20 protein-coding genes and 3 tRNA genes are annotated in these 21036 nt (G+C 58.6%); 9 read left to right on the forward strand and 14 right to left on the reverse strand.

Going from position 1 to position 21036, the window contains the following annotated elements; all coding sequences use genetic code 11:
* Positions 1–26: 26 nt before the first annotated feature.
* Both sufE and CYR32_RS02045 read left to right on the forward strand, forming a co-directional pair.
* Positions 27–437 (forward strand): cysteine desulfuration protein SufE, encoded by a 411-nt coding sequence (sufE, locus tag CYR32_RS02040; RefSeq protein ID WP_101822018.1) that lies wholly within the window; start codon positions 27–29, stop codon positions 435–437.
* Positions 438–541: 104 nt separating this feature from the next.
* Positions 542–1570, forward strand: a complete 1029-nt coding sequence (locus CYR32_RS02045; protein WP_101822020.1) for a L,D-transpeptidase family protein — start codon at positions 542–544, stop codon at positions 1568–1570.
* A 186-nt stretch (positions 1571–1756) separates the two neighbouring features.
* Here CYR32_RS02045 and CYR32_RS02050 read toward each other — a convergent pair whose 3' ends face one another.
* The 6 genes from CYR32_RS02050 to CYR32_RS02075 all read right to left on the reverse strand — a co-directional run bounded on the left by CYR32_RS02050 (position 1757) and on the right by CYR32_RS02075 (position 6045).
* The gene (locus CYR32_RS02050; RefSeq protein ID WP_004943717.1) at positions 1757–1993 is read right to left on the reverse strand and encodes a major outer membrane lipoprotein; all 237 of its coding nucleotides are present in this window, start codon (positions 1991–1993) and stop codon (positions 1757–1759) included.
* 300 nt (positions 1994–2293) lie between these two features.
* On the reverse strand, positions 2294–3706 hold the full coding sequence (gene pykF, locus CYR32_RS02055) for a pyruvate kinase PykF (RefSeq protein ID WP_101822023.1): 1413 nt from the start codon (positions 3704–3706) through the stop codon (positions 2294–2296).
* 509 nt (positions 3707–4215) lie between these two features.
* A tRNA-Val gene (locus CYR32_RS02060) sits at positions 4216–4292 on the reverse strand.
* Positions 4293–4313: 21 nt separating this feature from the next.
* Positions 4314–4390, reverse strand: a tRNA-Val gene (locus CYR32_RS02065).
* Between the two features lie 32 nt (positions 4391–4422).
* A tRNA-Val gene (locus tag CYR32_RS02070) sits at positions 4423–4499 on the reverse strand.
* 172 nt (positions 4500–4671) lie between these two features.
* Complete coding sequence (locus CYR32_RS02075) at positions 4672–6045, reverse strand: MATE family efflux transporter (protein ID WP_101822025.1); 1374 nt, start codon at positions 6043–6045, stop codon at positions 4672–4674.
* A gap of 205 nt (positions 6046–6250) precedes the next feature.
* On the opposite strand from CYR32_RS02075, the gene CYR32_RS02080 reads away from it, so the two are divergent.
* On the forward strand, positions 6251–6907 hold the full coding sequence (locus CYR32_RS02080) for a riboflavin synthase subunit alpha (protein WP_101822027.1): 657 nt from the start codon (positions 6251–6253) through the stop codon (positions 6905–6907).
* A gap of 202 nt (positions 6908–7109) precedes the next feature.
* Positions 7110–8249: a beta-galactosidase BglB gene (gene bglB, locus CYR32_RS02085; RefSeq protein WP_101822029.1), complete on the forward strand. Its 1140-nt coding sequence runs from the start codon at positions 7110–7112 to the stop codon at positions 8247–8249.
* A 70-nt stretch (positions 8250–8319) separates the two neighbouring features.
* Here bglB and cfa read toward each other — a convergent pair whose 3' ends face one another.
* Together cfa and punC are read right to left on the reverse strand one after the other, a co-directional pair.
* Positions 8320–9471, reverse strand: a complete 1152-nt coding sequence (gene cfa / locus CYR32_RS02090) for a cyclopropane fatty acyl phospholipid synthase (protein WP_101822031.1) — start codon at positions 9469–9471, stop codon at positions 8320–8322.
* A 340-nt stretch (positions 9472–9811) separates the two neighbouring features.
* Positions 9812–11020 (reverse strand): purine nucleoside transporter PunC, encoded by a 1209-nt coding sequence (punC, locus tag CYR32_RS02095; RefSeq protein ID WP_101822033.1) that lies wholly within the window; start codon positions 11018–11020, stop codon positions 9812–9814.
* Between the two features lie 128 nt (positions 11021–11148).
* On the opposite strand from punC, the gene punR reads away from it, so the two are divergent.
* Positions 11149–12066: a DNA-binding transcriptional activator PunR gene (gene punR, locus CYR32_RS02100; RefSeq protein ID WP_101822035.1), complete on the forward strand. Its 918-nt coding sequence runs from the start codon at positions 11149–11151 to the stop codon at positions 12064–12066.
* Between the two features lie 35 nt (positions 12067–12101).
* Here punR and purR read toward each other — a convergent pair whose 3' ends face one another.
* Positions 12102–13127 (reverse strand): HTH-type transcriptional repressor PurR, encoded by a 1026-nt coding sequence (purR, locus tag CYR32_RS02105; RefSeq protein WP_072930900.1) that lies wholly within the window; start codon positions 13125–13127, stop codon positions 12102–12104.
* Between the two features lie 327 nt (positions 13128–13454).
* Here purR and cydH point away from each other — a divergent pair, with 327 nt between their 5' ends.
* Positions 13455–13544, forward strand: a complete 90-nt coding sequence (cydH, locus tag CYR32_RS02110; RefSeq protein WP_101822037.1) for a cytochrome bd-I oxidase subunit CydH — start codon at positions 13455–13457, stop codon at positions 13542–13544.
* A gap of 76 nt (positions 13545–13620) precedes the next feature.
* Here the strand turns inward: cydH and CYR32_RS02115 are convergent, their stop codons facing one another.
* Positions 13621–14412, reverse strand: a complete 792-nt coding sequence (locus CYR32_RS02115; RefSeq protein WP_101822039.1) for a C40 family peptidase — start codon at positions 14410–14412, stop codon at positions 13621–13623.
* Between the two features lie 427 nt (positions 14413–14839).
* On the opposite strand from CYR32_RS02115, the gene CYR32_RS02120 reads away from it, so the two are divergent.
* A complete protein-coding gene (locus CYR32_RS02120) occupies positions 14840–15184 on the forward strand; it encodes a Grx4 family monothiol glutaredoxin (protein WP_101822041.1) in 345 nt (114 codons plus the stop codon).
* 103 nt (positions 15185–15287) lie between these two features.
* Here CYR32_RS02120 and rnt read toward each other — a convergent pair whose 3' ends face one another.
* The 4 genes from rnt to eptA all read right to left on the reverse strand — a co-directional run bounded on the left by rnt (position 15288) and on the right by eptA (position 19505).
* Positions 15288–15983: a ribonuclease T gene (gene rnt, locus CYR32_RS02125; protein ID WP_101822160.1), complete on the reverse strand. Its 696-nt coding sequence runs from the start codon at positions 15981–15983 to the stop codon at positions 15288–15290.
* 84 nt (positions 15984–16067) lie between these two features.
* Entirely contained in the window at positions 16068–16475 is a 408-nt protein-coding gene (gene gloA / locus CYR32_RS02130) for a lactoylglutathione lyase (RefSeq protein WP_101822043.1), read from the reverse strand.
* 137 nt (positions 16476–16612) lie between these two features.
* Complete coding sequence (gene nemA, locus CYR32_RS02135) at positions 16613–17704, reverse strand: alkene reductase (protein ID WP_101822045.1); 1092 nt, start codon at positions 17702–17704, stop codon at positions 16613–16615.
* Between the two features lie 166 nt (positions 17705–17870).
* Positions 17871–19505, reverse strand: coding sequence for a phosphoethanolamine transferase EptA (gene eptA, locus CYR32_RS02140; RefSeq protein ID WP_101822047.1), 1635 nt, complete (start codon positions 19503–19505; stop codon positions 17871–17873).
* Between the two features lie 277 nt (positions 19506–19782).
* Here eptA and CYR32_RS02145 point away from each other — a divergent pair, with 277 nt between their 5' ends.
* Both CYR32_RS02145 and CYR32_RS02150 read left to right on the forward strand, forming a co-directional pair.
* Positions 19783–20022, forward strand: a complete 240-nt coding sequence (locus tag CYR32_RS02145; RefSeq protein ID WP_101822049.1) for a DUF1289 domain-containing protein — start codon at positions 19783–19785, stop codon at positions 20020–20022.
* 114 nt (positions 20023–20136) lie between these two features.
* On the forward strand, positions 20137–21033 hold the full coding sequence (locus CYR32_RS02150; protein WP_101822051.1) for an aldo/keto reductase: 897 nt from the start codon (positions 20137–20139) through the stop codon (positions 21031–21033).
* Positions 21034–21036 lie beyond the last annotated feature (3 nt).

The raw sequence follows: 21036 nt of genomic DNA on the forward strand, positions 1-21036 counted from the left end.
ATGTTAACTGAGGCAGGATAGGCTTTATGGCGACGTTGCCGGACAAACAAAAATTGCTGCGCAACTTCTCCCGTTGCGCAAACTGGGAAGAGAAGTACCTGTATGTGATTGAGCTGGGGGCAAAATTGCCGCCGCTGAGTGAGGAACTTCGTCAGGACCGCTACCGTATCTCCGGCTGCCAGAGCCAGGTATGGATTGCGATGGAGAACAGCGATGGCCGGGTCACCTTCCAGGGTGACAGCGATGCGGCCATTGTGAAAGGCCTGCTGACTATTGTCTTTATCCTCTATAGCGGCATGACCCCGCAGGAGATCGTGGCATTGGATGTGCGCCCGTTCTTTGCTGAGCTGGAGCTGAGCCAGCATCTTACCCCCTCGCGATCGCAGGGGCTGGAGGCGATGATCCGCGCCATCCGCACCAACGCTGCAGAGCTTTAAACGTCCTGTAAGCCGCGCCTCTGGCGCGGCTTTTTCTTTGGCCTGGCCTCCGGGCACCAGGATCGCCACCCACCTTTGTGTGACGTGATAAGGATAAATCAGGTATGAAAAAAGTACGTTTGCTGCTGACCTTCATCAGCACCCTCTGGCTGTTCACCTCGTTTTCTGCCTTTTCCACTGACTACCCGCTGCCGCCGGACAACAGCCGGCTGATTGGCGAAAACGTAACTTATACCGTGCCCAATGACGGCCGCTCGCTGGAGATGATCGCCGCCGACTATAAAATCGGCCTGCTGGGGATGCTGGAAGCCAACCCGGGCACCGACCCTTACCTCCCTGCGCCTGGCTCGGTGCTGACCATCCCCACCCAGATGCTGCTGCCGGACACGCCGCACGAAGGCATTGTGATTAACCTCGCCGAACTGCGGCTCTACTACTATCCGAAAGGGGAGAATAAGGTGGTGGTCTACCCGATCGGCATCGGCCAGCTTGGCCGCAATACGCCGACGATGGTGACCTCCATCATCCAGAAGATCCCCAACCCGACCTGGACGCCGACCGCCAACATCCGCAAGCACTATCTGGAAGAGCAGGGCATCACCCTGCCGGCCGTGGTGCCTGCCGGGCCGGATAACCCGATGGGGCTGTTTGCGCTGCGTATGGCGGCCGGGGGCGGCGTCTACCTGATTCACGGCACCAATGCCAATTTCGGCATCGGGATGCGCGTCAGCTCCGGTTGCATCCGCTTGCGGGCGGCTGACATCGAAGCGCTGTTTAACCAGGTGCCGAAAGGCACGCGGGTGCAGGTAATCAACCAGCCCATCAAAGTGGCGGTGGAGCCGGACGGCAAACGCTACATTGAGGTGCATCAGCCGTTATCCCATACGGATAAGGATGACCCGCAAACCATGCCGATTGCGAAAACCAAGGTGATCAATGCGTTTATCAAGACGCCGGAAACCAATGCCGACGTGGTGAAGCAGGCGATCGCGCGCCGCTCCGGAATGCCGGTTCTCGTCAACACCGGGCCGGAAGCCAATGAGCGCGTTCCAGAGGCGATTATGCCGCAGAGTGCCAGCAGCCAGCCCGCTGCACCGGTAACGGACGCTGAGCCGCCACAGAGCCTGCAATAATCGTTATACTGCGCAGGGACGTGCAGTAAACAGGGCAGGGCCTGAGTTGGGGCAGAGAAGAGACAGGACGCGAGCCTGAAAAACGGAAGAGGGACAGAGCGCCGGGCAGAAAGATGATGACAGGAAGATAATTACAGGCGAAAAAAATGGCGCACACTGTGCGCCATTTTTATTAGCCGAGCTCGATTACTTTTTGTAAGCGTGAGCTTGGTTGTCCAGACGCTGGTTAGCGCGTGCTGCATCGTCTTTAGCGGCTTGGACGTCAGAACGGATTGCGTTCACGTCGTTGCTCAGCTGGTCAACTTTAGCGTTCAGAGTCTGAACGTCGGAAGACAGTTGATCGATTTTAGCATTGCTGGAGCAACCTGCCAGCAGAGTAGAACCCAGGATTACTGCGCCCAGTACCAGTTTAGTGCGATTCATTATAAATACCCTCTAGATTGAGTTAATCTCCATGTAGCGTTACAAGTATTACACAAACCTTTTTCTAATGAGAATAAATTTTTAGGGCAGAAGCACATTATTTTGATCGTTCGCTCAAAGAAGCATCTGGTTTTACTTAAATCTTAAAAAAACCAGCGAAAACATGCTGCTTCTCTCAGAACACTCTTAACTTTTGTTCGCTTAAAAAAGTAGCGTTTTTCTGAAAATAGCGATCCGGCACATGAAAAAAACGCCGCTGAAGGGCGGCGTTTATATTCTGTTCAGACTGTCACTTTTTAATTAAAGCACATGGACCGAAGAGGTGTTGGTGGTGCCGCTTGGCACCAGCGCGCCGGAGACCATCACCACGACATCGCCTTTCTGGGCCAGGCCGCTTTCCAGTGCTGCTTCTTTACCGATGCGGTAGAAGTCATCCGTGGAGGCGATCTCTTTCACCACCTGCGTGATCACCCCTTTGCTGAGGATCAGCTGGCGGGCCGTCACTTCATTGGTGGTCAGCGCCAGAATGGTGGCATGCGGGAAGTATTTACGCACGGCTTTAGCAGATTTACCGCCACCGGTAGCTACCACGATCAGCGGGGCATCCAGCTTCTCAGCGGTTTCCACTGCACCGCGGCAGACGGCCTCGGTGATACGCAGCTTGCGGCTGTCGTTCAGGGTATCAATGCGGCTCTGCATCACGCGGTCGGTGCGCTCACAGATGGTCGCCATGATGGTGACCGCTTCCAGCGGGTATTTACCCTTGGCGCTCTCACCGGAAAGCATCACGGCGTCAGTGCCGTCGATGATGGCGTTGGCCACGTCACCGGCTTCTGCACGGGTCGGGCGCGGGTTCTTGATCATGGAGTCCAGCATCTGGGTGGCGGTGATCACCACTTTGCGGGCGCGGTTACACTTCTCAATCATCATCTTCTGCGCGAAGATCACCTCTTCAACCGGGATTTCCACGCCCAGGTCACCACGCGCCACCATGATGCCGTCAGAGGCGTCGAGGATTTCGTCGAAGTTGTTCAGGCCTTCCTGGTTCTCAATTTTAGAGATGATCTGGATCTGCTCGCCGCCGTTGGCCTTCAGGTGCTCGCGGATCTCCAGCACGTCGGAACGCTTACGGATGAACGAGGCTGCCACGAAATCAACACCCTGCTCACAACCGAAGATCAGGTCACGTTTGTCTTTTTCAGCCAGCGCCGGCAGCTGGATAGAGACGCCCGGCAGGTTAACGCCTTTGTTCTCGCCCAGGTCACCGTTGTTCAGGACTTTACAGATCACTTCCGTTTCAGTGACTTCGATGACTTCCATGCCGATCAGGCCGTCATCCACCAGCACGGTGTTGCCGATTTTCAGGTCAGCGGCGAAACCGGCGTAGGTCACCGCCACACGCTCAGCATTACCGATCACGCTCTGGTCAGTGGTGAAGGTGAAGGTCTGGCCGGCCACCAGCGGCGCATCTTTCCCGCCTTCCAGTTTCATGGTGCGGATTTCCGGGCCTTTGGTGTCCAGCAGGATGCCTGCCTTGTGGCCGGTCTTCTCCATAACCGCGCGCAGGTTTTTGATGCGCTGGCCATGTTCCTCGTAGTCCCCGTGGGAGAAGTTCAGACGCATCACATTCATGCCGGCATCCAGCAGCTTGGTCAGCATCTCTTCTGATTCCGTTTTCGGGCCGATCGTACAAACAATTTTGGTCTTTTTCATGACAATGATTTCTACAAGTTGTGATGGATTGAAAAGTGCGTATGGCTGGGCGCTGTGCGACCAGCGTGGAATAGGAACGGTGTTGGGCGCTGCAAAACATACCTAAGGATAGGCGATGGCAGCAGGATTGTGAAAATAGGTGTTGAAACAGCGCCGGGCGTGGCATCGGCCGGTTGAAGAGGTCGGGGTAATAATTGTAAGGCGTATCGACAGTTCAAGGCGCTGAAACCTTTCAATTGAAATGACGTTCCGCATTATAGAGGGTAAGCGACGGGGAAACAAAACAAAAATCAGAAAGAGACGGCTTGATTAATACAAAAGATCAGGAATGTGACGCAAATGAAACTTTTTAGCCGGGGTTGTTGCGCAACGTGTTAACCGCTGGTTTTCATCTGCTGAAGTCAGGTAAAGGCGTCACGCAGCAGGGCAGGCCGGAAAAGGGCAGAGCAGACGGAGTAAGAGAGCAATCAGGGAATCAGAAGAGAGGGAAAACAGGAGAAGCATGAGAATGGTGCGTTCTAATGGACTCGAACCATCGACCCCCACCATGTCAAGGTGGTGCTCTAACCAACTGAGCTAAGAACGCATCGGAGAAGCTGATGTAATGTGGTGCGTCCGAGTGGACTCGAACCACCGACCCCCACCATGTCAAGGTGGTGCTCTAACCAACTGAGCTACGGACGCACATATCATCACATTATCACTGCCAGAAATTTTGGTGCGTCCGAGTGGACTCGAACCACCGACCCCCACCATGTCAAGGTGGTGCTCTAACCAACTGAGCTACGGACGCATCACTTTTCTGATTACCGGTGCCGGCAACGGGGACGAATATTAACGGCGCGGCCGGGTACTGGCAAGCGGAAAAACGCAATTTTCTTCCAGATTTCACGCGATTGCCGAGCGAGTGCGCACTCCGCTGTTTTTTTCAGCACTCCCGGCGGCGGCCGGGAGCGGACAGGGCCTCAGTGGGCCGCGCGTTTCAGGATCGCGGCAGCCGGCTGGCGTTGCAGCCGGCGCATCCGCCAGATCACCATCACCGCCGCGAAGGTCAGCCCGAGAATAAAGCCGCACCAGAAACCGCTCGGCCCCATGCGCGGCACCAGCACATCGGTCAGCGCCAGCAGGTAGCCACCCGGCAGGCCCAGCACCCAATAGGCGACAAAGGTAATAAAGAAGATAGATCGCGTATCTTTATAACCGCGCAGCACGCCGGAGCCGATGACCTGCAACGAATCAGAGATCTGGTAGATCGCCGCCAGCAGCATCAGGTGGCTGGCCATCGCCACCACGGCCGGGTTTTCGTTATACAGCAGGGCGATTTTCTCCCGCATCAGCACGGTGAACACGGCAGTGCAGCAGGCCATCGCCACGCCGGTACCCAGGCTGGCATAGGCCGCCACCCGCGCCGCCTCAGGCGAGCCTTCACCAAGGCGGTGGCCGACGCGGATCGTCGCCGCGACGCCCACTGACAGCGGGATTACAAACATCAGCGAACTGAAGTTCAGGGCGATCTGGTGCCCGGCCACCGGCACGATGCCGAGCGGGGAGACCAGCAGCGCCACCACGGCAAACAGCGTCACTTCAAAGAACAGCGCCAGCGCAATCGGCAGCCCCAGCAGGGTGAGGCGGCGCAGGATATGCCAGTCCGGCAGGGCCGGTTTGCTCTGTAAATGGATGTCACGCATGGAGGGCGCGCGTTTTACGTACCAGCCCATCAGCAGGAACATCACCCAGTACACTGTGCCGGTAGCCACGCCGCACCCCACGCCGCCCAGCGCCGGGGCACCAAACTTGCCGTAAATAAAGATGTAGTTAACCGGGATATTCACCAGCAGGCCAATAAAGCCGATCACCATCCCCGGTTTGGTTTTTGACAGCCCCTCACACTGGTTGCGCAACACCTGGAACCCGAGGTAGCCCGGCGCACCCCACATAATCGCATGCAGATAGCCCACGGCTTTGGCTTCCAGCGCCGGGTCTACGTCCTGCATCAGGTTCAGCAGGTGGCCGCTCTGTGAAATCACCCCAATCACCAGCAGCGACAGCGCCGCCACCAGCCAGAACGCCTGCCGCACCTGGTGCGCAATGCGATCGCGGCGGCCCGCGCCGTTCAGCTGCGCCACCACCGGCGTCATCGCCAGCAGGATGCCGTGACCGAATAAAATGGTCGGCAGCCAGATGGAGGTGCCGATCGCCACCGCCGCCATGTCCGTCGCGCTGACAGAGCCGGCCATGATGGTGTCGACAAAGCCCATCGCGGTCTGGGAAATTTGCGCAATAATCACCGGGATGGCTAACGCCAATAAACTCCGTGCTTCGATCAGATACTTCTGCACGCTAACACCTTCTTGTTATGGGGAAAGAGCAGGGGAGCCGGCCGTCACTGGCGGCAAGAAAGAAAATAAGAATAAGTGCAAGATTGTACCCCTGCACCCCGGCGAAGCAAACCCCGGCAGCGAAAAGCCCTGAGTTGGCAAGCCGGGCAAACTGCGGCACACTGGGTAGATTGATAACGCCTGAAAATATGAAAGAGGCTTGCTGATGTTTACCGGTATTGTTCAGGGCACCGCGCCCCTGGTCGCGATTGACGAAAAACCGAACTTCCGTACCCATGTGGTGCAGTTCCCGGCGGAGATGCTGCCCGGCCTGGCGTTGGGGGCCTCCGTGGCGCACAACGGCTGCTGCCTGACGGTAACCTCCATTGACGGTGACCGCGTCAGCTTCGATCTGATCAAAGAGACGCTGCGCCTGACCAACCTCGGCGCCCTGCAGGTGGGCGACCGGGTCAACCTGGAGCGGGCGGCGCGGTTCAGTGATGAGATTGGCGGGCACCTGATGTCCGGCCATATCATCTGCACTGCGGAGATCAGCAAAATCGTCACCTCGGAGCACAACCGGCAGGTCTGGTTCCGCATCGCCAATGCGGAGTACATGAAATATATCCTGCACAAAGGCTATATCGGCATCGACGGCATCAGCCTGACCTTAGGCGAGGTGGTCAAAGACCGGTTCTGCGTCCACCTGATCCCGGAGACGCTGGAGCGCACCACGCTCGGCAAAAAGCGCCTGGGGGAGGTAGTGAACATCGAGATCGACCCGCAGACCCAGGCCATTGTTGACACCGTGGAGCGGGTGCTCGCCAGCCGTGAGGCGGCGATCGCCACCGCCAAAGCGATCGGCGAAAACCTCGCGGAATAACCTCCGCCTGCCCTATGCAAACCCGGCTTAACGCCGGGTTTTTTCATTGTGGCGGCGATCACAAAACCACCGGCGCAGCGGCGTGCCCTTTCCGGTGTTGCCAGCCCCCGGCGCAGCGTGGCAGTCAGCCAAAGGCAGCCCGGTTTTCACCTCCCTACACTGCAGAGATAAGCCCTGACTTGTTCTTTTGCAAAGGTGAAAAATGAACGTATTCCCCGTCAAACAGAGTGAACTGCTGCGCCAGCCTGACTACTTTATTACCCGTGATGAAGTCACGCGCCTGATCCGGCTCACGGCCGATAACCTGATCAATATCAAAGATGAAACCGGCGAATTCCTGCTGCGGCTGGATGACGGCCGCGTCATTGATACCAAAGGCTGGGCGGGCTGGGAGTGGACGCACGGCGTCGGGCTGTACGGCATCTATAAATATTACCAGCAGACCAATGACCCGCAGGCGCTGGCCATTATTGATGACTGGTTTGCGGCGCGCTTCAAAGAGCCGATGCCGACCAAAAACGTCAACACCATGTGCCCGTTCCTGACACTGGCTTACCGCTATGAAGAGACGCGCAACCAGAGCTGGCTGCCCTACCTGGAAGCCTGGGCCGACTGGGTGATGTACCAGATGCCGCGCACGGAGAAGGGCGGTTTACAGCATATTGTTTACAACAATGAAAACCATCAGCAGATGTGGGACGACACCCTGATGATGAGCGTGCTGCCGCTGGCGAAGATTGGCAAGCTGCTCAACCGGCCGGAATATATCGAAGAGGCGAAATACCAGTTTATGCTGCATGTGCAGTATCTGATGGATCGCAAAACTGGCCTCTGGTTCCACGGCTGGACGTTTGAAGGCAACCATAACTTTGCCGAAGCGCGCTGGGCGCGCGGCAACAGCTGGCTGACCGTTGCCATCCCGGACTTTATCGAGATGCTGGAACTGCCGGAGCAGGACGCCACCCGCCGCTTCCTGTTACAGGTGCTGGAGAGCCAGATCGCCGCGCTGCAAGAGTATCAGGATGCCTCCGGCCTCTGGCATACGCTGATTGATGACCGCGATTCCTACCTGGAGGCCTCGGCTACCGCCGGGTTTGCCTACGGCATCCTGAAAGCGGTGCGCAAGCGCTACGTCGGCAAAGAGTATGCAGAAATGGGGCTGCGGGCGGCGCAGGGCGTGGTGCGCCACATCAACAGCCAGGGCGAGCTGACGCAGGTCTCCTTCGGCACGGCGATGGGCAATGATCTCGACTTCTACCGGGAAATCCCGCTCACCTCCATGCCGTATGGACAGGCGATGGCGGTGCTTTGCCTCTCTGAATACCTGCGGGTCTATATCTGATGACCTGAACATCAGGCAAAAAAAACCGGTCACGTGACCGGTTTTTTTATGGGCAATGTTTGGGTCAACGTCAATGCGGGACGCGGATCCCACCTTCGACCCCATGCGGGCTGAACACCACCTGCCAGAGCTGAATGTCCCTGGCGCGGAAGGCACCGGCGCAGGCGTTCAGGTAGTAGGTGAACATGCGGTAGAAGCGCTCAGAGTAATCACCGGCCAGCTGTGGCCAAGCGGCCAGGAAGCGCTCATACCATGCCATCAGCGTGCGGTCGTAGTCCGCGCCGAAGTTGTGCCAGTCCTCCATCACAAACAGCCCCTCGCTCGCCTGGGCGATATGTTTCACCGAGGGCAGGCAGCCGTTGGGGAAGATATATTTGTCGATCCACGGGTCGACATGCATATCGGTTTTATTGGCACCGATGGTGTGCAGCAGGAACAGGCCGTCCGGCTTCAGGTTGCGGGAGACCACATCGAAATAGGTCTGGTAATTCTTCGGCCCCACATGCTCAAACATCCCCACCGAGACAATACGGTCAAACTGCTGGTCCAGATCGCGGTAGTCCTGCAACAGAATGGTGACGTCCAGCCCCTCACAGCGTTGCTGGGCCAGCTTCTGCTGCTCCGCGGAGATGGTCACGCCGCTGACCGCCACGCCGTAATGGCGCGCGGCAAACGCCGCCAGCCCGCCCCAGCCGCAGCCGATGTCGAGCAGGGTCATGCCCGGTTTCAGCTGCAGCTTCTCGCAGATCATGCGTAATTTGTGCTCCTGTGCCTGCTCAAGCGTGTCCGCTTCCTTCCAGTAGCCACAGGAGTACTGCATGTAGGGGTCAAGCATCAGGGAGAAGAGGTCATTACCGAGATCGTAATGCTCTTTGCCGACGATCCAGGCCCGTTTTTTGGATTGCAGGTTGGTCAGGCGGGCGGCGGCAATGCGCAGGGTATCTTTCAGGTGGTGCGGAAGCTTCTTTTCCAGCCCGGCAGCAATCACGCGGTGGAAAAAGATATCCAGCCGTTCGCAGGTCCACCAGCCGTCCATATAACTCTCGCCAAGCCCCAGCGAGCCTTCCTGTAACACACGTTTAAAAAAATCGGGGTGGGTCACCTGAATATCGAAAGGCCGGGAGCCGTTGATTTCGATATCCGCCATGCTGAGCATCTCATGGGCAATGCGGTACCATTGATTATCCTGGATGCTTAGATCTTCTATACACGATGAACTCATAGCTTCTCCATCATCTTTCTTCTGACTTATAACCTGCAAGGAAAAGCATCAACAGTTTGCAGGCGTATACAAGAACCCGCGGTCGCCCGCCGTATCTGATATCCGACTATGAACAGAGGAAAAAGCAGGAAGCACCCCAGATCGCCCACGGAGCAGGCGGCGGAGATGTCATCCCTGATAAAGCCGGTGCGTTCCATCCGCACCAAAAGCGCTGTAATAAAAGATTTGTAAAATCGTTATTCTTATTGGCTAAAACCGAGTATAAGCGCGCCGGAAACGATACTCAACAGCAAATCGCCTCCGGCCCGTATATTCTTTAAGTAACTATTAACTAAGGCGATTATGCCGCCTGGTTACTGTTTTTCAGCCCTGTTGCCGCCGGCTGGGGGCTGTTTACCGCACCGTGTTGCAGATAAAAACCCAGCAGCGCTAACCCTACCGTCATGAGCATCACGCTCACCGTGGCCATCAATGGCTGGCTGATAAAGGCGGATACGGCCAGGCTGGCCACGAAGCACAACCCTAACTGCAACGCATTCTGCAACGCCGCCGCTTTACCGGTGTTTTGCGGGAAAGGCAGCAATGCATTCGCAACAATTATGGGATAAAGCGCGCCATTTGCCAGAGCCATCACACAAAAAGGCACCAGCAGTGCCGCGAGGCCCGGTTGCGCCAGCCAGGCCAGCAGGAACAGCGCCGCGATGCTGAGGCCATAACCGGCCAGCAGCCAGGGGATCAGCACTTTGCCGTCACGGCGGCTCACCACCATCCGGCAGCCGAAGCCGCCCAGCAGGAAAGCGAACGTCTGCGGCACATAACTCAGGCCGATGTCATCCGGGCTGTAGCCCATGGCGTGCAGGATAAACGGCGAACCGGTGAGCCAGGCAAAGAAACCGGCGGAGCAGGCGGCATACATCAGCACATTGCCGCTGAACACCCGGGAGCTGAGCAGCATCCACAGGCTGGTTTTGGGGGCCGGTGCTGCGCCCGCCGCCGGGGCCGCTGCGTTCAGCCGTAACGTCGGGATCAGCAGCAGCAGCGTAATGGCCAGCAGGGCGAGGAAAATACTGCGCCAGCCGAAATGGTTCAGCAGCCACGCCCCCAGCAGCGGGGCCAGCGCCGGGGAGAGCGCCACCAGCGGCATGATGGTGGCGAACACTTTTTTACTCTGCTGGGCGCTGTAGCGATCCACCACCAGCGCCTGCCAGCTTACGGCTGCGGAGCAGACCCCCACCGCCTGTACAAAGCGCATCAGCCAGAGCTGGTGGGCATTGGTCACCCACATCATCCCGGCACAACCGGCGGCGAACATCAGCAGGCCCAGCACCAGCACCGGCTTACGGCCGATGCGGTCAGAAAGCGGCCCCCAGATCAGCTGGGCGCAGGCAAAACCGGCCAGAAACAGGCTCAGGCTGGCACTGATGGCATTAGGCGACAGGGCGAGATCTTCCTGCATCAGGGCGAAGGCGGGCAGGTACATATCCGTGGCAAGGAAGCCAAGCATACTCAGCACAGCGAGATAGAGCATGAAAAAAGGGGAGCGTGTCATAAGTAATCTCAATTTTTTCGTCAGAGGTAATACAAAAAACCTATACCGTCGCGCACTCTACGGTAGCACCGGGGGGTTGTGAAACGGTAAAATTTGCACCATGCTGTGAAAAAAATTGAAGGCAGAATATGTGGTCTGAATACTCTCTGGAAGTGATTGATGCCGTGGCCCGCACCGGCAGTTTCAGTGCGGCCGCGCAGGAGCTGCACCGGGTGCCTTCTGCCGTCAGCTATACGGTGCGGCAGCTGGAGCAGTGGCTGGCGGTGGAGCTGTTTGAGCGCCGCCACCGGGATGTGGTTATTACAGAGGCCGGGCGGGTTTTCGTGCAGGAGGCGCGGCTGCTTATCAAAAAAATGCAGGCTACCCGGCGGCAGTGCCAGCAGGTGGCCAACGGCTGGCGCGGCCAGCTGAGCATCGCGGTGGACAGGGTGGTGCGGGCCGATCGCACCCGGCAACTGGTGCTGGATTTCTACCGTGAATTCCCGGATATGGAGCTGTTGATCTCCCCGGAGGTGTTTAACGGCGTCTGGGACGCGCTGGCCGACGGGCGGGTCGATGCCGCCATCGGCGCGACCCAGGCTGTGCCGGTGGGCGGCGGCTACCGCTTCCGCGATATGGGCTTTATGCCGTGGCACTGCGTGGTGAGCCGCGGCCACCCGCTGGCGCAGCAGGCCGCGCCGCTCACGGATGACCAGCTGCGGCCCTATCCGGCGCTCTGCCTGGAAGACACCTCGCGCAGCCTGCCGAAACGCGACACCTGGACGCTCGATAACCAGCGGCGGCTGGTGGTGCCGGACTGGACCAGCGCGCTGGATTGCCTGCTGGCCGGGCTGTGCGTCGGCATGATCCCGGCGCATATGGTGCAGCCGCTGATTGACCGCGGCGAGCTGGTGGTGCTGACGCTGAAGCAGCCCTTCCCGGACAGCGCCTGCTGCCTGACCTGGGCGCAGGAGAAGTCGTCGCCTGCGCTGGGCTGGTTGCTGGATTATCTTGGGGAGAGTGACACGCTGAACCGCGAGTGGCTGCGCGGGGAAGGGCAGCATTAACAAACCGGGCCGCACAAGGCAGCCCGGCAGGGGGATTAACGGCGGTAGTCGCGGTAAGGGCCGTCCGCCACGGAGCGGCGCTCCACCAGTTTCGGATGCACTTCAATGGTCTGCGGATCTTCACGTTTGCTGGTGATGCGGTCCAGCAGCATGGCAAAGGCGTTCTCGCCGAGGCGCTCTTTGGGCTGGTGGATGGTGGTCAGCGCCGGGGAGAAGTAGCGCGCGTTGCGCACATTGTCATAACCGATCACTGACACATCTTGCGGCACGCGCAGCCCCAGCTCATCCGCGGCGCAAATCGCGCCCATCGCCATGATGTCACCGCCGCAGAACACCGCCGTCGGGCGCTGCTTCTGGGTCAGGATCTGGTGCATTGCCTTATAGCCCGATTCCGGCTCGAAATCGCCCTGAACCACCCACTCCTCCCGCACCGGGATGTTGGCCTCTTCCATCGCTTTCAAAAAGCCCTGGTGCCGCCCGCCGCCGGTGTTGCGCGACAGCTGGCCGGGAATGATCCCGATGTCGCGGTGGCCGCGCTCAATCAGGTAACGCCCGGCCAGGTAGCCGCCTTCAAAGGCGTTATCGATGATCGAGTCGGTGAAATCGCTGCGCGCCGACCCCCAGTCCATCACCACCATCGGGATGTTGCGGTACTCCTCCAGCATGCCGATCAGCTGGTCGGGGTATTCGGAGCACATCACCAGCAGCCCATCCACGCGCTTTTGCGCCAGCATCGCCAGGTAGGCCTGCTGCTTGTCGAGGTTGTTATGGGAGTTGCACAGAATCAGCGTGTAGCCTTTGCTGTAGCAGCTGTTCTCTACCGCCTCGATCACTTCGGCGAAATAGGGCGCTTCACTGGACGTCGCCAGCAGGCCGATCGATTTGGTGTGGTTGACTTTCAGGCTGCGCGCCACGGCGCTGGGTGAATAGTGCAATTCCTTAATGGCAGCCCAGACCGCCGCCTTGGTCTCTTCAGCGACGAAACGTGTTTTATTAATGACGTGTGACACGGTAGTCGTGGATACGCCGGCACGCCTGGCGACATCTTTGATCGTTGCCATGGGAAAAATGACTCCTGATAGTACGTGTTACAGCACGTAACTATTATGTTAATCGTTTGCCTGCGTTTTTTCTCCTGCCCGCTGAAAGAAGTGCAGTGGATTCTGGGGGGAGGGAGCGGTCATCTTCGCTGAATTACGCGGTGGGGCATAACAGCCAGCCGGGTACGCAGTGCGTAAACCGCGAATTTTCACTCATTATGGTGAAAAGGGAAAGGGGAAAATTGTGCCGCGCCAGCCGAAATAGCTTAGGAATTTCTTTATTTAGTGGGAAACTAGCGCAGGCACACAGAGTGTGTGGTCTTTTCTGTTTCTGACAAAGGAGGAATAATGGACAGTGATCTGAAGATGTCGCTCATCACCACCGTGGGCGCGCTGGCAATGATTTTAGTGTACAGCTTTACCGCCGTGCTGCACTGAACAACATGACATCATAAAAAATGCGCATAAAAAAACGCCGGGAAACCGGCGTTTTTTATCGCGATGACTGCCGCACTCAGCGGATGGTTTTCGGTGTCATCACCCGGCGGGCGCCCACGTAATGATCCTGCCAGTAGTCGTTGTCGAGGAAACTGATGCGGATCTCCTCGCCGGTACGCGGTGACTGAATAAATTTGCCGTTGCCGAGATAGACGCCCACATGGTCAGCGGCGCCGCGGTTATTGATGCGGAAGAACACCAGATCGCCCGTTTCCAGCTCACCGCGTTTGACCGGCGCGGCATCACGCAGGTGGTACATCTCATTGGCGGTGCGCGGCATCCGGATCTTCATCACATCTTTGTAGGCGTAATAGACCAGCCCGCTGCAATCAAACCCGGTATTGGGCGAGGTGCCGCCCCAGCGGTACGGCTTGCCGACCTGGTTCATCAGCTTGGCCATCGCCGTCTGCTTGGCGTGCTGGTAGCGTTTTTTGTGCGCCGGGCTCAGCGTCAGCGGCTTGCTGATCTGCGCCAATTCCTGCGCGTCACTGCCGCCCGCACGCTGGCGGCCATAACGTTTTTTGTAACCTTTTTTAGGCGGCGTCACTTTCACCAGCCGCGTCGAGGCCGTTTTACGGCTCTTGCCGCTTTTGGTGGTCACTTTCACCACGCGTGACTTTTCCGGGGCGCTGCTTTTCTTTTTGGCGCTGGTTTTCACCGGCTTGCGCTTTTTGCGATCGTCTGTTTTGGCCTCGCTGACGTGGCTTTTACGCGGTTCAGCGGAAACACGGGCGTGTGGCGACGCATGCGCCAGATTCATAAACAGTTGTGTCAACAACAGGACAAAAAGCGTGACGATTAAACGCATAGTAACGCTACCAAAAATGGCCCCGGAAAGAACGACAAAGGAGGCTCAGTATTCCTGAAACCCGCCGCACAAAAAAGCACGAAACGCATCGATTCTAATTCATATTGTCAGAAAACGTTAATAGCTTTTTTCACAAATGAAAAAACAGGCCCATTTGCTGCTATTTTATTCTCTGCTCAACGGGTTAGCGAAGAAAAACGGCCGGTGAAGCACCAGGGTTTTAGGGTGAAAAGCCCCGGATAATAGTGCTACTCTGAATGAATGTTTATTGATTCCGGGTGGCAGGTCATGCGCTGTGTGGCCGGGCGGCGGGAAAAACCCTGTAAAAAATGGCGTTTTTATCCGGTAGCTGCCATCGTTACAATAGACCCAGTGCCGATTTGACGTGACGCATAACAGCCAGCTAATGGCGTGAGGAAGCAAGATAATGACGACGACGATTGATAAAATTCAGGCCCAGATCTCTGAAAACCCGATCCTGCTCTACATGAAAGGCTCACCGAAGCTGCCGAGCTGCGGCTTCTCCGCTCAGGCGGTGCAGGCGCTGTCTGCCTGTGGCGAGCGCTTTGCCTATGTGGACATCCTGCAGAACCCGGACATCCGCGCCGAACTGCCGAAATATGCCAACTGGCCGACTTTCCCGCAGCTGTGGGTGGATGGCGAGCTGGTCGGCGGCTGTGACATCATTCTGGAGATGTACCAGCGCGGCGAACTGCAGCAGCTGATCAAAGAGACTGCTGAGAAGCACAAGTCTCAGGAAGACCAGCAGTAAGCGTATCGGGCGGGCAGTGGCCCGCCATGCAAAAAAACGGGCGGCCTCAGGGCCGCCCGTTTTCTTTTGCGCCGGCGTTGCCCGGCAGGGCAGCCCTCAGCCCTCAGCCCTCGGCCTCAGGTGCCTCATCGGGCGTCGCCAGCGGCCAGCCGCCCAGCCGTTTCCAGCGGTTGACCAGCTCGCAGAACAGCAGCGCCGTCTGCTCCGTGTCATAAATTGCCGAGTGTGCCTGGGTGCTGTCAAACGCAATCCCGGCGGTGATGCAGGCTTTGGCCAGCACCGTCTGCCCCAGCACCAGCCCGCTCAGCGCGGCGGTGTCAAAAGTGGCAAACGGGTGGAAGGGATTACGCTTCAGCCCGGCCCGTTCCGCTGCGGCCATCAGGAAGCTGTGGTCGAAGGTGGCGTTGTGCGCCACGATAATCGCCCGGTTGCAGTTCTGCTCTTTCATGCCTTTGCGCACGGCTTTGAAAATGGCATGAAGCGCGTCATATTCGCTGACGGCTCCGCGCAGCGGGTTGTGCGGGTCAATCCCGTTAAACGCCAGGGCTTCCGGTTGCAGCACCGCCCCTTCAAACGGCTCGACGTGGAAATGCAGGGTTTCGTCACGCATCAGCCAGCCGTCACTGTCCATGCGCAGGGTTACTGCGGCAATCTCCAGCAGGGCGTCGGTGCGGGCGTTGAAACCGGCGGTTTCAACATCAATGACGACGGGGTAGAACCCGCGGAAGCGGCCACTCAGGGCGTTGAGATCACTTTTATCAGCCATCAGTTTCTTATCTTGTCCGAATTCAGCGCGCATTATGGCAAATTTTTGCAGCGGATGCAGGCGGGGAAAAACAGGGCGGGAGAAACGGGTGCGGAGCCGCACCCGTCAGGCAGGGACTCAGTTGCCCAGGCCGTGGCCGGCGTGGCGGTTTTCAATCAGTTCGATTTTGTAACCATCCGGATCTTCAACAAACGCAATCACCGTGGTGCCGCCTTTGACCGGGCCGGCTTCACGGGTCACGTTGCCGCCCGCGTTGCGGATCTGGTCGCAGGTAGCGGCGACATCGTCCACGCCCAGCGCGATGTGGCCGTAAGCGGTGCCCATTTCGTAGCTCTCAACACCCCAGTTGTAGGTCAGCTCAATCACCGCGCCTTCGCTCTCGTCGGTGTAACCCACAAACGCCAGGGAGTATTTGTATTCGGTATTTTCACTGGAACGCAGCAGACGCATGCCTAATACCTTGGTGTAGAAGTCGATGGAGCGTTGCAGATCACCGACGCGAAGCATGGTATGGAGTAAGCGCATATTGTCCTCTGATAACAAGTTTGGGCGCGGGAGACTCCCACGCCATTAAGGTAAAAACAGTTAAGTATAGCCTTCGCAGGCGAATAAATTCAATGTGATGCAAAAAAGCGCCGCCTGAAGCGGCGCATGACGTGCGGTTACAGCGTCGGGTAGTCGGTATAGCCTTCCGCGCCGCCGCCGTAGAACAGCTCAGTACGCTGTTCGTTCAGCGGCGCGCCCTGGCGGAAACGTTCGGCCAGGTCCGGGTTGGCGATGTAGTCACGGCCAAAGGCCGCGGCATCAATATAGCCTTTGGCGATCAGCGTCTCCGCTTTCTCCTGCGTATAGCCGCCGGCACCCACAATCACCCCCTGGTAACGGGCGCGTACCGCATCGCGGAAAGTCTCGGTATACGAGGCCCCGCCGACCCAGTCCGGCTCGGAGATGTGCAGATAGGCCAGTTTGCGCTGGTTCAGCTGCTCAATCAGGTAGAGCGCATCTTCCACCTCGTTTTCGCCGTTGCCCAGCCCGCTGACGGTGCCCAGCGGCGAAATACGGATACCGACGCTGTCAGCCCCCGCTTCGGCCACTGCGGCATCCACCACCTCGAGCGTCAGGCGCACGCGGTTCTCCAGGCTGCCGCCATACTGGTCGGTACGCTGGTTCGATTCCGGGGAGATGAACTGGTGCAGCAGGTAGCCGTGGGCGGCGTGCAGCTCCAGATAGTCAAAACCTGCCTCAACGGCGTTGGCCGCGGCCTGGCGGAAATCCTCCACAATACCCGGGATTTCATGGGTCTCCAGCGCGCGCGGTACCGGGCAATCCACCCGGACCGGCTGGCCTGCCTCATCACGCAGCGTGGTACGGGTATTCACCGGCAGGGCGGAAGGTGCTACCGGCAGCTGTTTGCCCGGTTGCAGTTCCGGGTGGGAGATGCGGCCGACGTGCCAGAGCTGCACGGCCATGTGGCCGCCCTGGGCGTGCACCCGGGCGGTGATGGCTTTCCAGGCAGCGATCTGCTCCGGGGTGTGCAGGCCCGGCGCACCGGCATAGCCTTTGCCCTGGAAGGAAATTTGGGTCGCTTCGGAGATGATAAGCCCGGCACCGGCACGCTGGGCGTAGTACTCGCCCATCAGCTCAGTGGGGATGTCGCCCGGCTCAATGCTGCGCAGGCGGGTCAGCGGGGCCATAAAAACGCGGTTCGGCAGGGTCTGTGTGCCGACGGTTAACGGCGTGAAAAGTGTGCTCATCTTATCTCCAGAAAACAAACGAATATCAGCGGACACTATGCAAGGGCAGGGCCGCGGCAGATTGTTTAAATGTGCGCAGCGCGGCGGCGGGTTGCCTGAAGGGGTAAACGCGGGGGCATAAAAAAGCCGGCGTCTTATCACGCCGGCCAGGGGAGTGCAGAGGGTGTCAGCTGTGGCGGCAGCGCTGCATGATGTCCAGCGCCGGCTGGTACGCCTGCGTCCGGATGTTCATCAGCCCCAGCATCAGGGAGAAGAGGTTATCCTGGGAAACGGCCTCGTTAGCGGCCAGAGTATTCAGGCACTGGCGGTCAATGCCGTAACTCTTCTCATATTGCGGCGACATCCAGATCAAAAACGGGATATGGGTCTGCTGCGACGGGGCGAACAAATAGGGCGTCCCGTGCAGGTACATGCCGTTCTCCCCCAGGGATTCACCATGATCTGAGAGGTAAACCATCACCGTGTTGAACCTGTCGCTGTGCTGTTTCAGGGCATTGATGGTGTCATCCAGCATGGCGTCGGTGTAGAGCAGCGTATTGTTATAGGTATTGACCAGCCTTTCATGATCGCAGTTCTGGATCTGGTTGCTGTCGCAGGTCGGCGTGAAGACGCGGAACTCCGCCGGATAACGCTGGTAATAGGCCGGGCCGTGGCTGCCGATCTGGTGCAGCACGATCACGCTGTCATCCTTCAGACCATTGATGTAGTTATCCAGCCCGGCGAGCAGCGCGCCGTCGCGGCAGAGGTCGCCTTTACACCATTCCGCCAGCTTGAGCTGGGTCACATCCTGATGCGGCACCCGGTCACAGACGCCTTTGCAGCCGCTGTCATTTTCGCGCCACAGCACATTCACCCCCGCATGTTTGAACACATCCATCAGCCCCTCCTGGTGGCTGGCGAGCGTGGCGTCATAGTGCTCACGCGGCATGGTGGAGAACATGCAGGGCACAGAGACCGCCGTCTCCGTGCCGCAGGAGGAGGCGTGGCGGAAATAGCTGACCCCCTGTTTCGCCAGCCGGGGGTTGGTCAGTTTGTCATAGCCGCCCAGGGAGAAATTCTCAGCACGCGCCGTCTCGCCGACCACCAGCACCACCAGCGTTTTTTTCGGCTGCGCCAGAATCACCGGGCCTTTATGGGCATCCGTACCGATGCGGACCAGCGGCAGGTTCTCGTCAAAATAGCGGTGGTGGGCGAAGGAGATCGTCCCGCTGACATAGTTGGAGGGCGTCAGCATCTTCACAATTGAGCGGTTATTGCGGATAAGCGACGCGTAATCTTTATAGAAGAAGGCCGCAATCAGCAGAATGATCACCACTGACGCCAGAATGTTTGCAGCCCGCAGCCCCAGCATGTACCACCACGGGCGGCGGTTACGCACCTTGATCAGGCTTATCAGCAGCGCCGGCAGCACCCCGGCCCCCAGCAGCCAGAGCAGCAACTCCGGCGTCAGCAACGCCCCGGCTTCCTGCGGCGTGGTTTCAAAGGTGTTCTGCATCATGTTGCTGTCAATCACCACGCCATAACTGAACATGAAGTAGTTGACGCCCGCGCCGCACAGCAGCAGCGCAATGATCAGGGGTTTGCGGATATAGGGCAGGGCCAGCACGCTGAAAATAATATTCAGCGCCAGAAACAGCACCAGCGGTACCGTCATGGCGAACAGGACGTCGTGTGCCCGGCCAAAATTGATCAGTGACCAGGTCTTATGCAGGAATAACAGGTTCTGGAACACCACAAACAGCAGTGCCGTCACCAGCACATAGACCAGGGAGTTACAGTGTAACGTTCGCAAAGTTCGCATTGAAATAGGAGATCCGTCTGAAAGGAGTCAGCACAGGTTATCAGTTGAAACTTAAGAGAACCTTAAACAGGCGGGTAACCCGCCTGACCCCGGGCGAAGGGAAAACGGCGCGTACGCCTGCATGAAGCATAGACAGGATCCATCAGCCGCGTTGAATAATCGCACCGCGGCCGGGCACGGTTGCCTTGCCAGCCGGGGAGAAAGGGGCTTCAATTAACGGTATTACCTTTTATTCACCGCCCGTGCCGCGCAATTGCAGGTTTCCGAGGAGAGGTTCATGGCCGAGCAACTGGAGTTTTTTGCCATTCCCAGCCCCTGCCGCGGCATCTGCCAGATGGATGCCAAAGGGTTTTGCCGCGGCTGCCTGCGCAGCCGGGAGGAGCGTTTTAACTGGGGCACCCTGAGCGATGCCCAGAAGCGGCACGTGCTCTACCTCTGCCGCCAGCGTTTCCTGCGGCAACAGCGGCTGGCGCGTCAGGCTGAGGATCCGCCGCCGGAACAACCCTCCCTGTTTTAACACCCCGGATTTTTCCTGTTTCTTGCGAAGCAACGCGCAAAGCGCGGCGCTGCCGTCGAGTCCGGCCGGGCATTTGTGTATGCTGGGCACCTTATCTTTTCTGAGGAAGCGGTTATGCATCAACGTTGTCAGATTTCTCCGCAAGGCCCTGAATTCTCCCCGCTGATTGCCGGTTACTGGCGGCTGATGGAGTGGGAAATGTCACCGCAGGCGCTGCTGGCCTTTATGGAGCAGCATATTGAACTGGGCATCACCACCGTTGACCACGCCGATATTTACGGTGACTACCAGTGCGAAGCCGCGTTCGGTAACGCGCTGCGCCTGAAGCCCGCGCTGCGTGAGCGCATGGAGATCGTGAGCAAGTGCGGCATCGCCACGACGGCCAGGCCGGACCACGCCCTCGGCCACTACATCACTGACCGGGCGCACATCGTGGCCAGTGCGGAGCAGTCGCTGAAAAACCTGCATACCGACTACCTCGACCTGCTGCTTATCCACCGGCCGGACCCGCTGATGGACGCCGACGAGGTGGCCGACGCCTTTACCACCCTGCACAGCAGCGGCAAAGTGCGCCATTTCGGCGTCTCCAACTTTACCCCGGCCCAGTTCAGCCTGCTGCAATCGCGCCTGCCGTTTACGCTGGCGACCAACCAGGTGGAGATCTCCCCGCTGAACCAGACGGTGACCCTCGACGGCACGCTGGACCAGTGCCAGCAGTTGCGCGTCCGGCCGATGGCCTGGTCATGCCTGGGCGGCGGCCGCCTGTTTACCGAACCGCGCTACCAGGCGCTGCGTGATGAACTGGAGGCGATCGCCGGGGAGATTGGCGCACAGTCACCGGAACAGGTGGTCTACGCCTGGATCCTGCGGCTGCCGAGCCGGCCGTTGCCGATCCTCGGTACCGGGAAGATTGCGCGGGTGCAGGAGGCGTGCGCGGCCCTCTCCCTGTCGCTCAGCCGCCAGCAGTGGTTCCGCATCCGTAAGGCGGCGCTGGGGTATGACGTGCCCTGATGA

It is taken from the genome of Chimaeribacter coloradensis (assembly GCF_002858715.1).
GTDB classification, from domain to species: Bacteria; Pseudomonadota; Gammaproteobacteria; order Enterobacterales; family Enterobacteriaceae; genus Chimaeribacter; species Chimaeribacter coloradensis.

Coding starts and splice junctions, on each gene's coding strand:
- sufE (WP_101822018.1), top strand. CDS start 27: ATGGCGACGTTGCCGGACAAACAAAAATTGCTGCGCAACTTCTCCCGT.
- CYR32_RS02045 (WP_101822020.1), top strand. CDS start 542: ATGAAAAAAGTACGTTTGCTGCTGACCTTCATCAGCACCCTCTGGCTG.
- CYR32_RS02050 (WP_004943717.1), bottom strand. CDS start 1,993: ATGAATCGCACTAAACTGGTACTGGGCGCAGTAATCCTGGGTTCTACT.
- pykF (WP_101822023.1), bottom strand. CDS start 3,706: ATGAAAAAGACCAAAATTGTTTGTACGATCGGCCCGAAAACGGAATCA.
- CYR32_RS02080 (WP_101822027.1), top strand. CDS start 6,251: ATGTTTACCGGTATTGTTCAGGGCACCGCGCCCCTGGTCGCGATTGAC.
- bglB (WP_101822029.1), top strand. CDS start 7,110: ATGAACGTATTCCCCGTCAAACAGAGTGAACTGCTGCGCCAGCCTGAC.
- cfa (WP_101822031.1), bottom strand. CDS start 9,471: ATGAGTTCATCGTGTATAGAAGATCTAAGCATCCAGGATAATCAATGG.
- punC (WP_101822033.1), bottom strand. CDS start 11,020: ATGACACGCTCCCCTTTTTTCATGCTCTATCTCGCTGTGCTGAGTATG.
- punR (WP_101822035.1), top strand. CDS start 11,149: ATGTGGTCTGAATACTCTCTGGAAGTGATTGATGCCGTGGCCCGCACC.
- purR (WP_072930900.1), bottom strand. CDS start 13,127: ATGGCAACGATCAAAGATGTCGCCAGGCGTGCCGGCGTATCCACGACT.
- cydH (WP_101822037.1), top strand. CDS start 13,455: ATGGACAGTGATCTGAAGATGTCGCTCATCACCACCGTGGGCGCGCTG.
- CYR32_RS02115 (WP_101822039.1), bottom strand. CDS start 14,412: ATGCGTTTAATCGTCACGCTTTTTGTCCTGTTGTTGACACAACTGTTT.
- CYR32_RS02120 (WP_101822041.1), top strand. CDS start 14,840: ATGACGACGACGATTGATAAAATTCAGGCCCAGATCTCTGAAAACCCG.
- rnt (WP_101822160.1), bottom strand. CDS start 15,983: ATGCGCGCTGAATTCGGACAAGATAAGAAACTGATGGCTGATAAAAGT.
- gloA (WP_101822043.1), bottom strand. CDS start 16,475: ATGCGCTTACTCCATACCATGCTTCGCGTCGGTGATCTGCAACGCTCC.
- nemA (WP_101822045.1), bottom strand. CDS start 17,704: ATGAGCACACTTTTCACGCCGTTAACCGTCGGCACACAGACCCTGCCG.
- eptA (WP_101822047.1), bottom strand. CDS start 19,505: ATGCGAACTTTGCGAACGTTACACTGTAACTCCCTGGTCTATGTGCTG.
- CYR32_RS02145 (WP_101822049.1), top strand. CDS start 19,783: ATGGCCGAGCAACTGGAGTTTTTTGCCATTCCCAGCCCCTGCCGCGGC.
- CYR32_RS02150 (WP_101822051.1), top strand. CDS start 20,137: ATGCATCAACGTTGTCAGATTTCTCCGCAAGGCCCTGAATTCTCCCCG.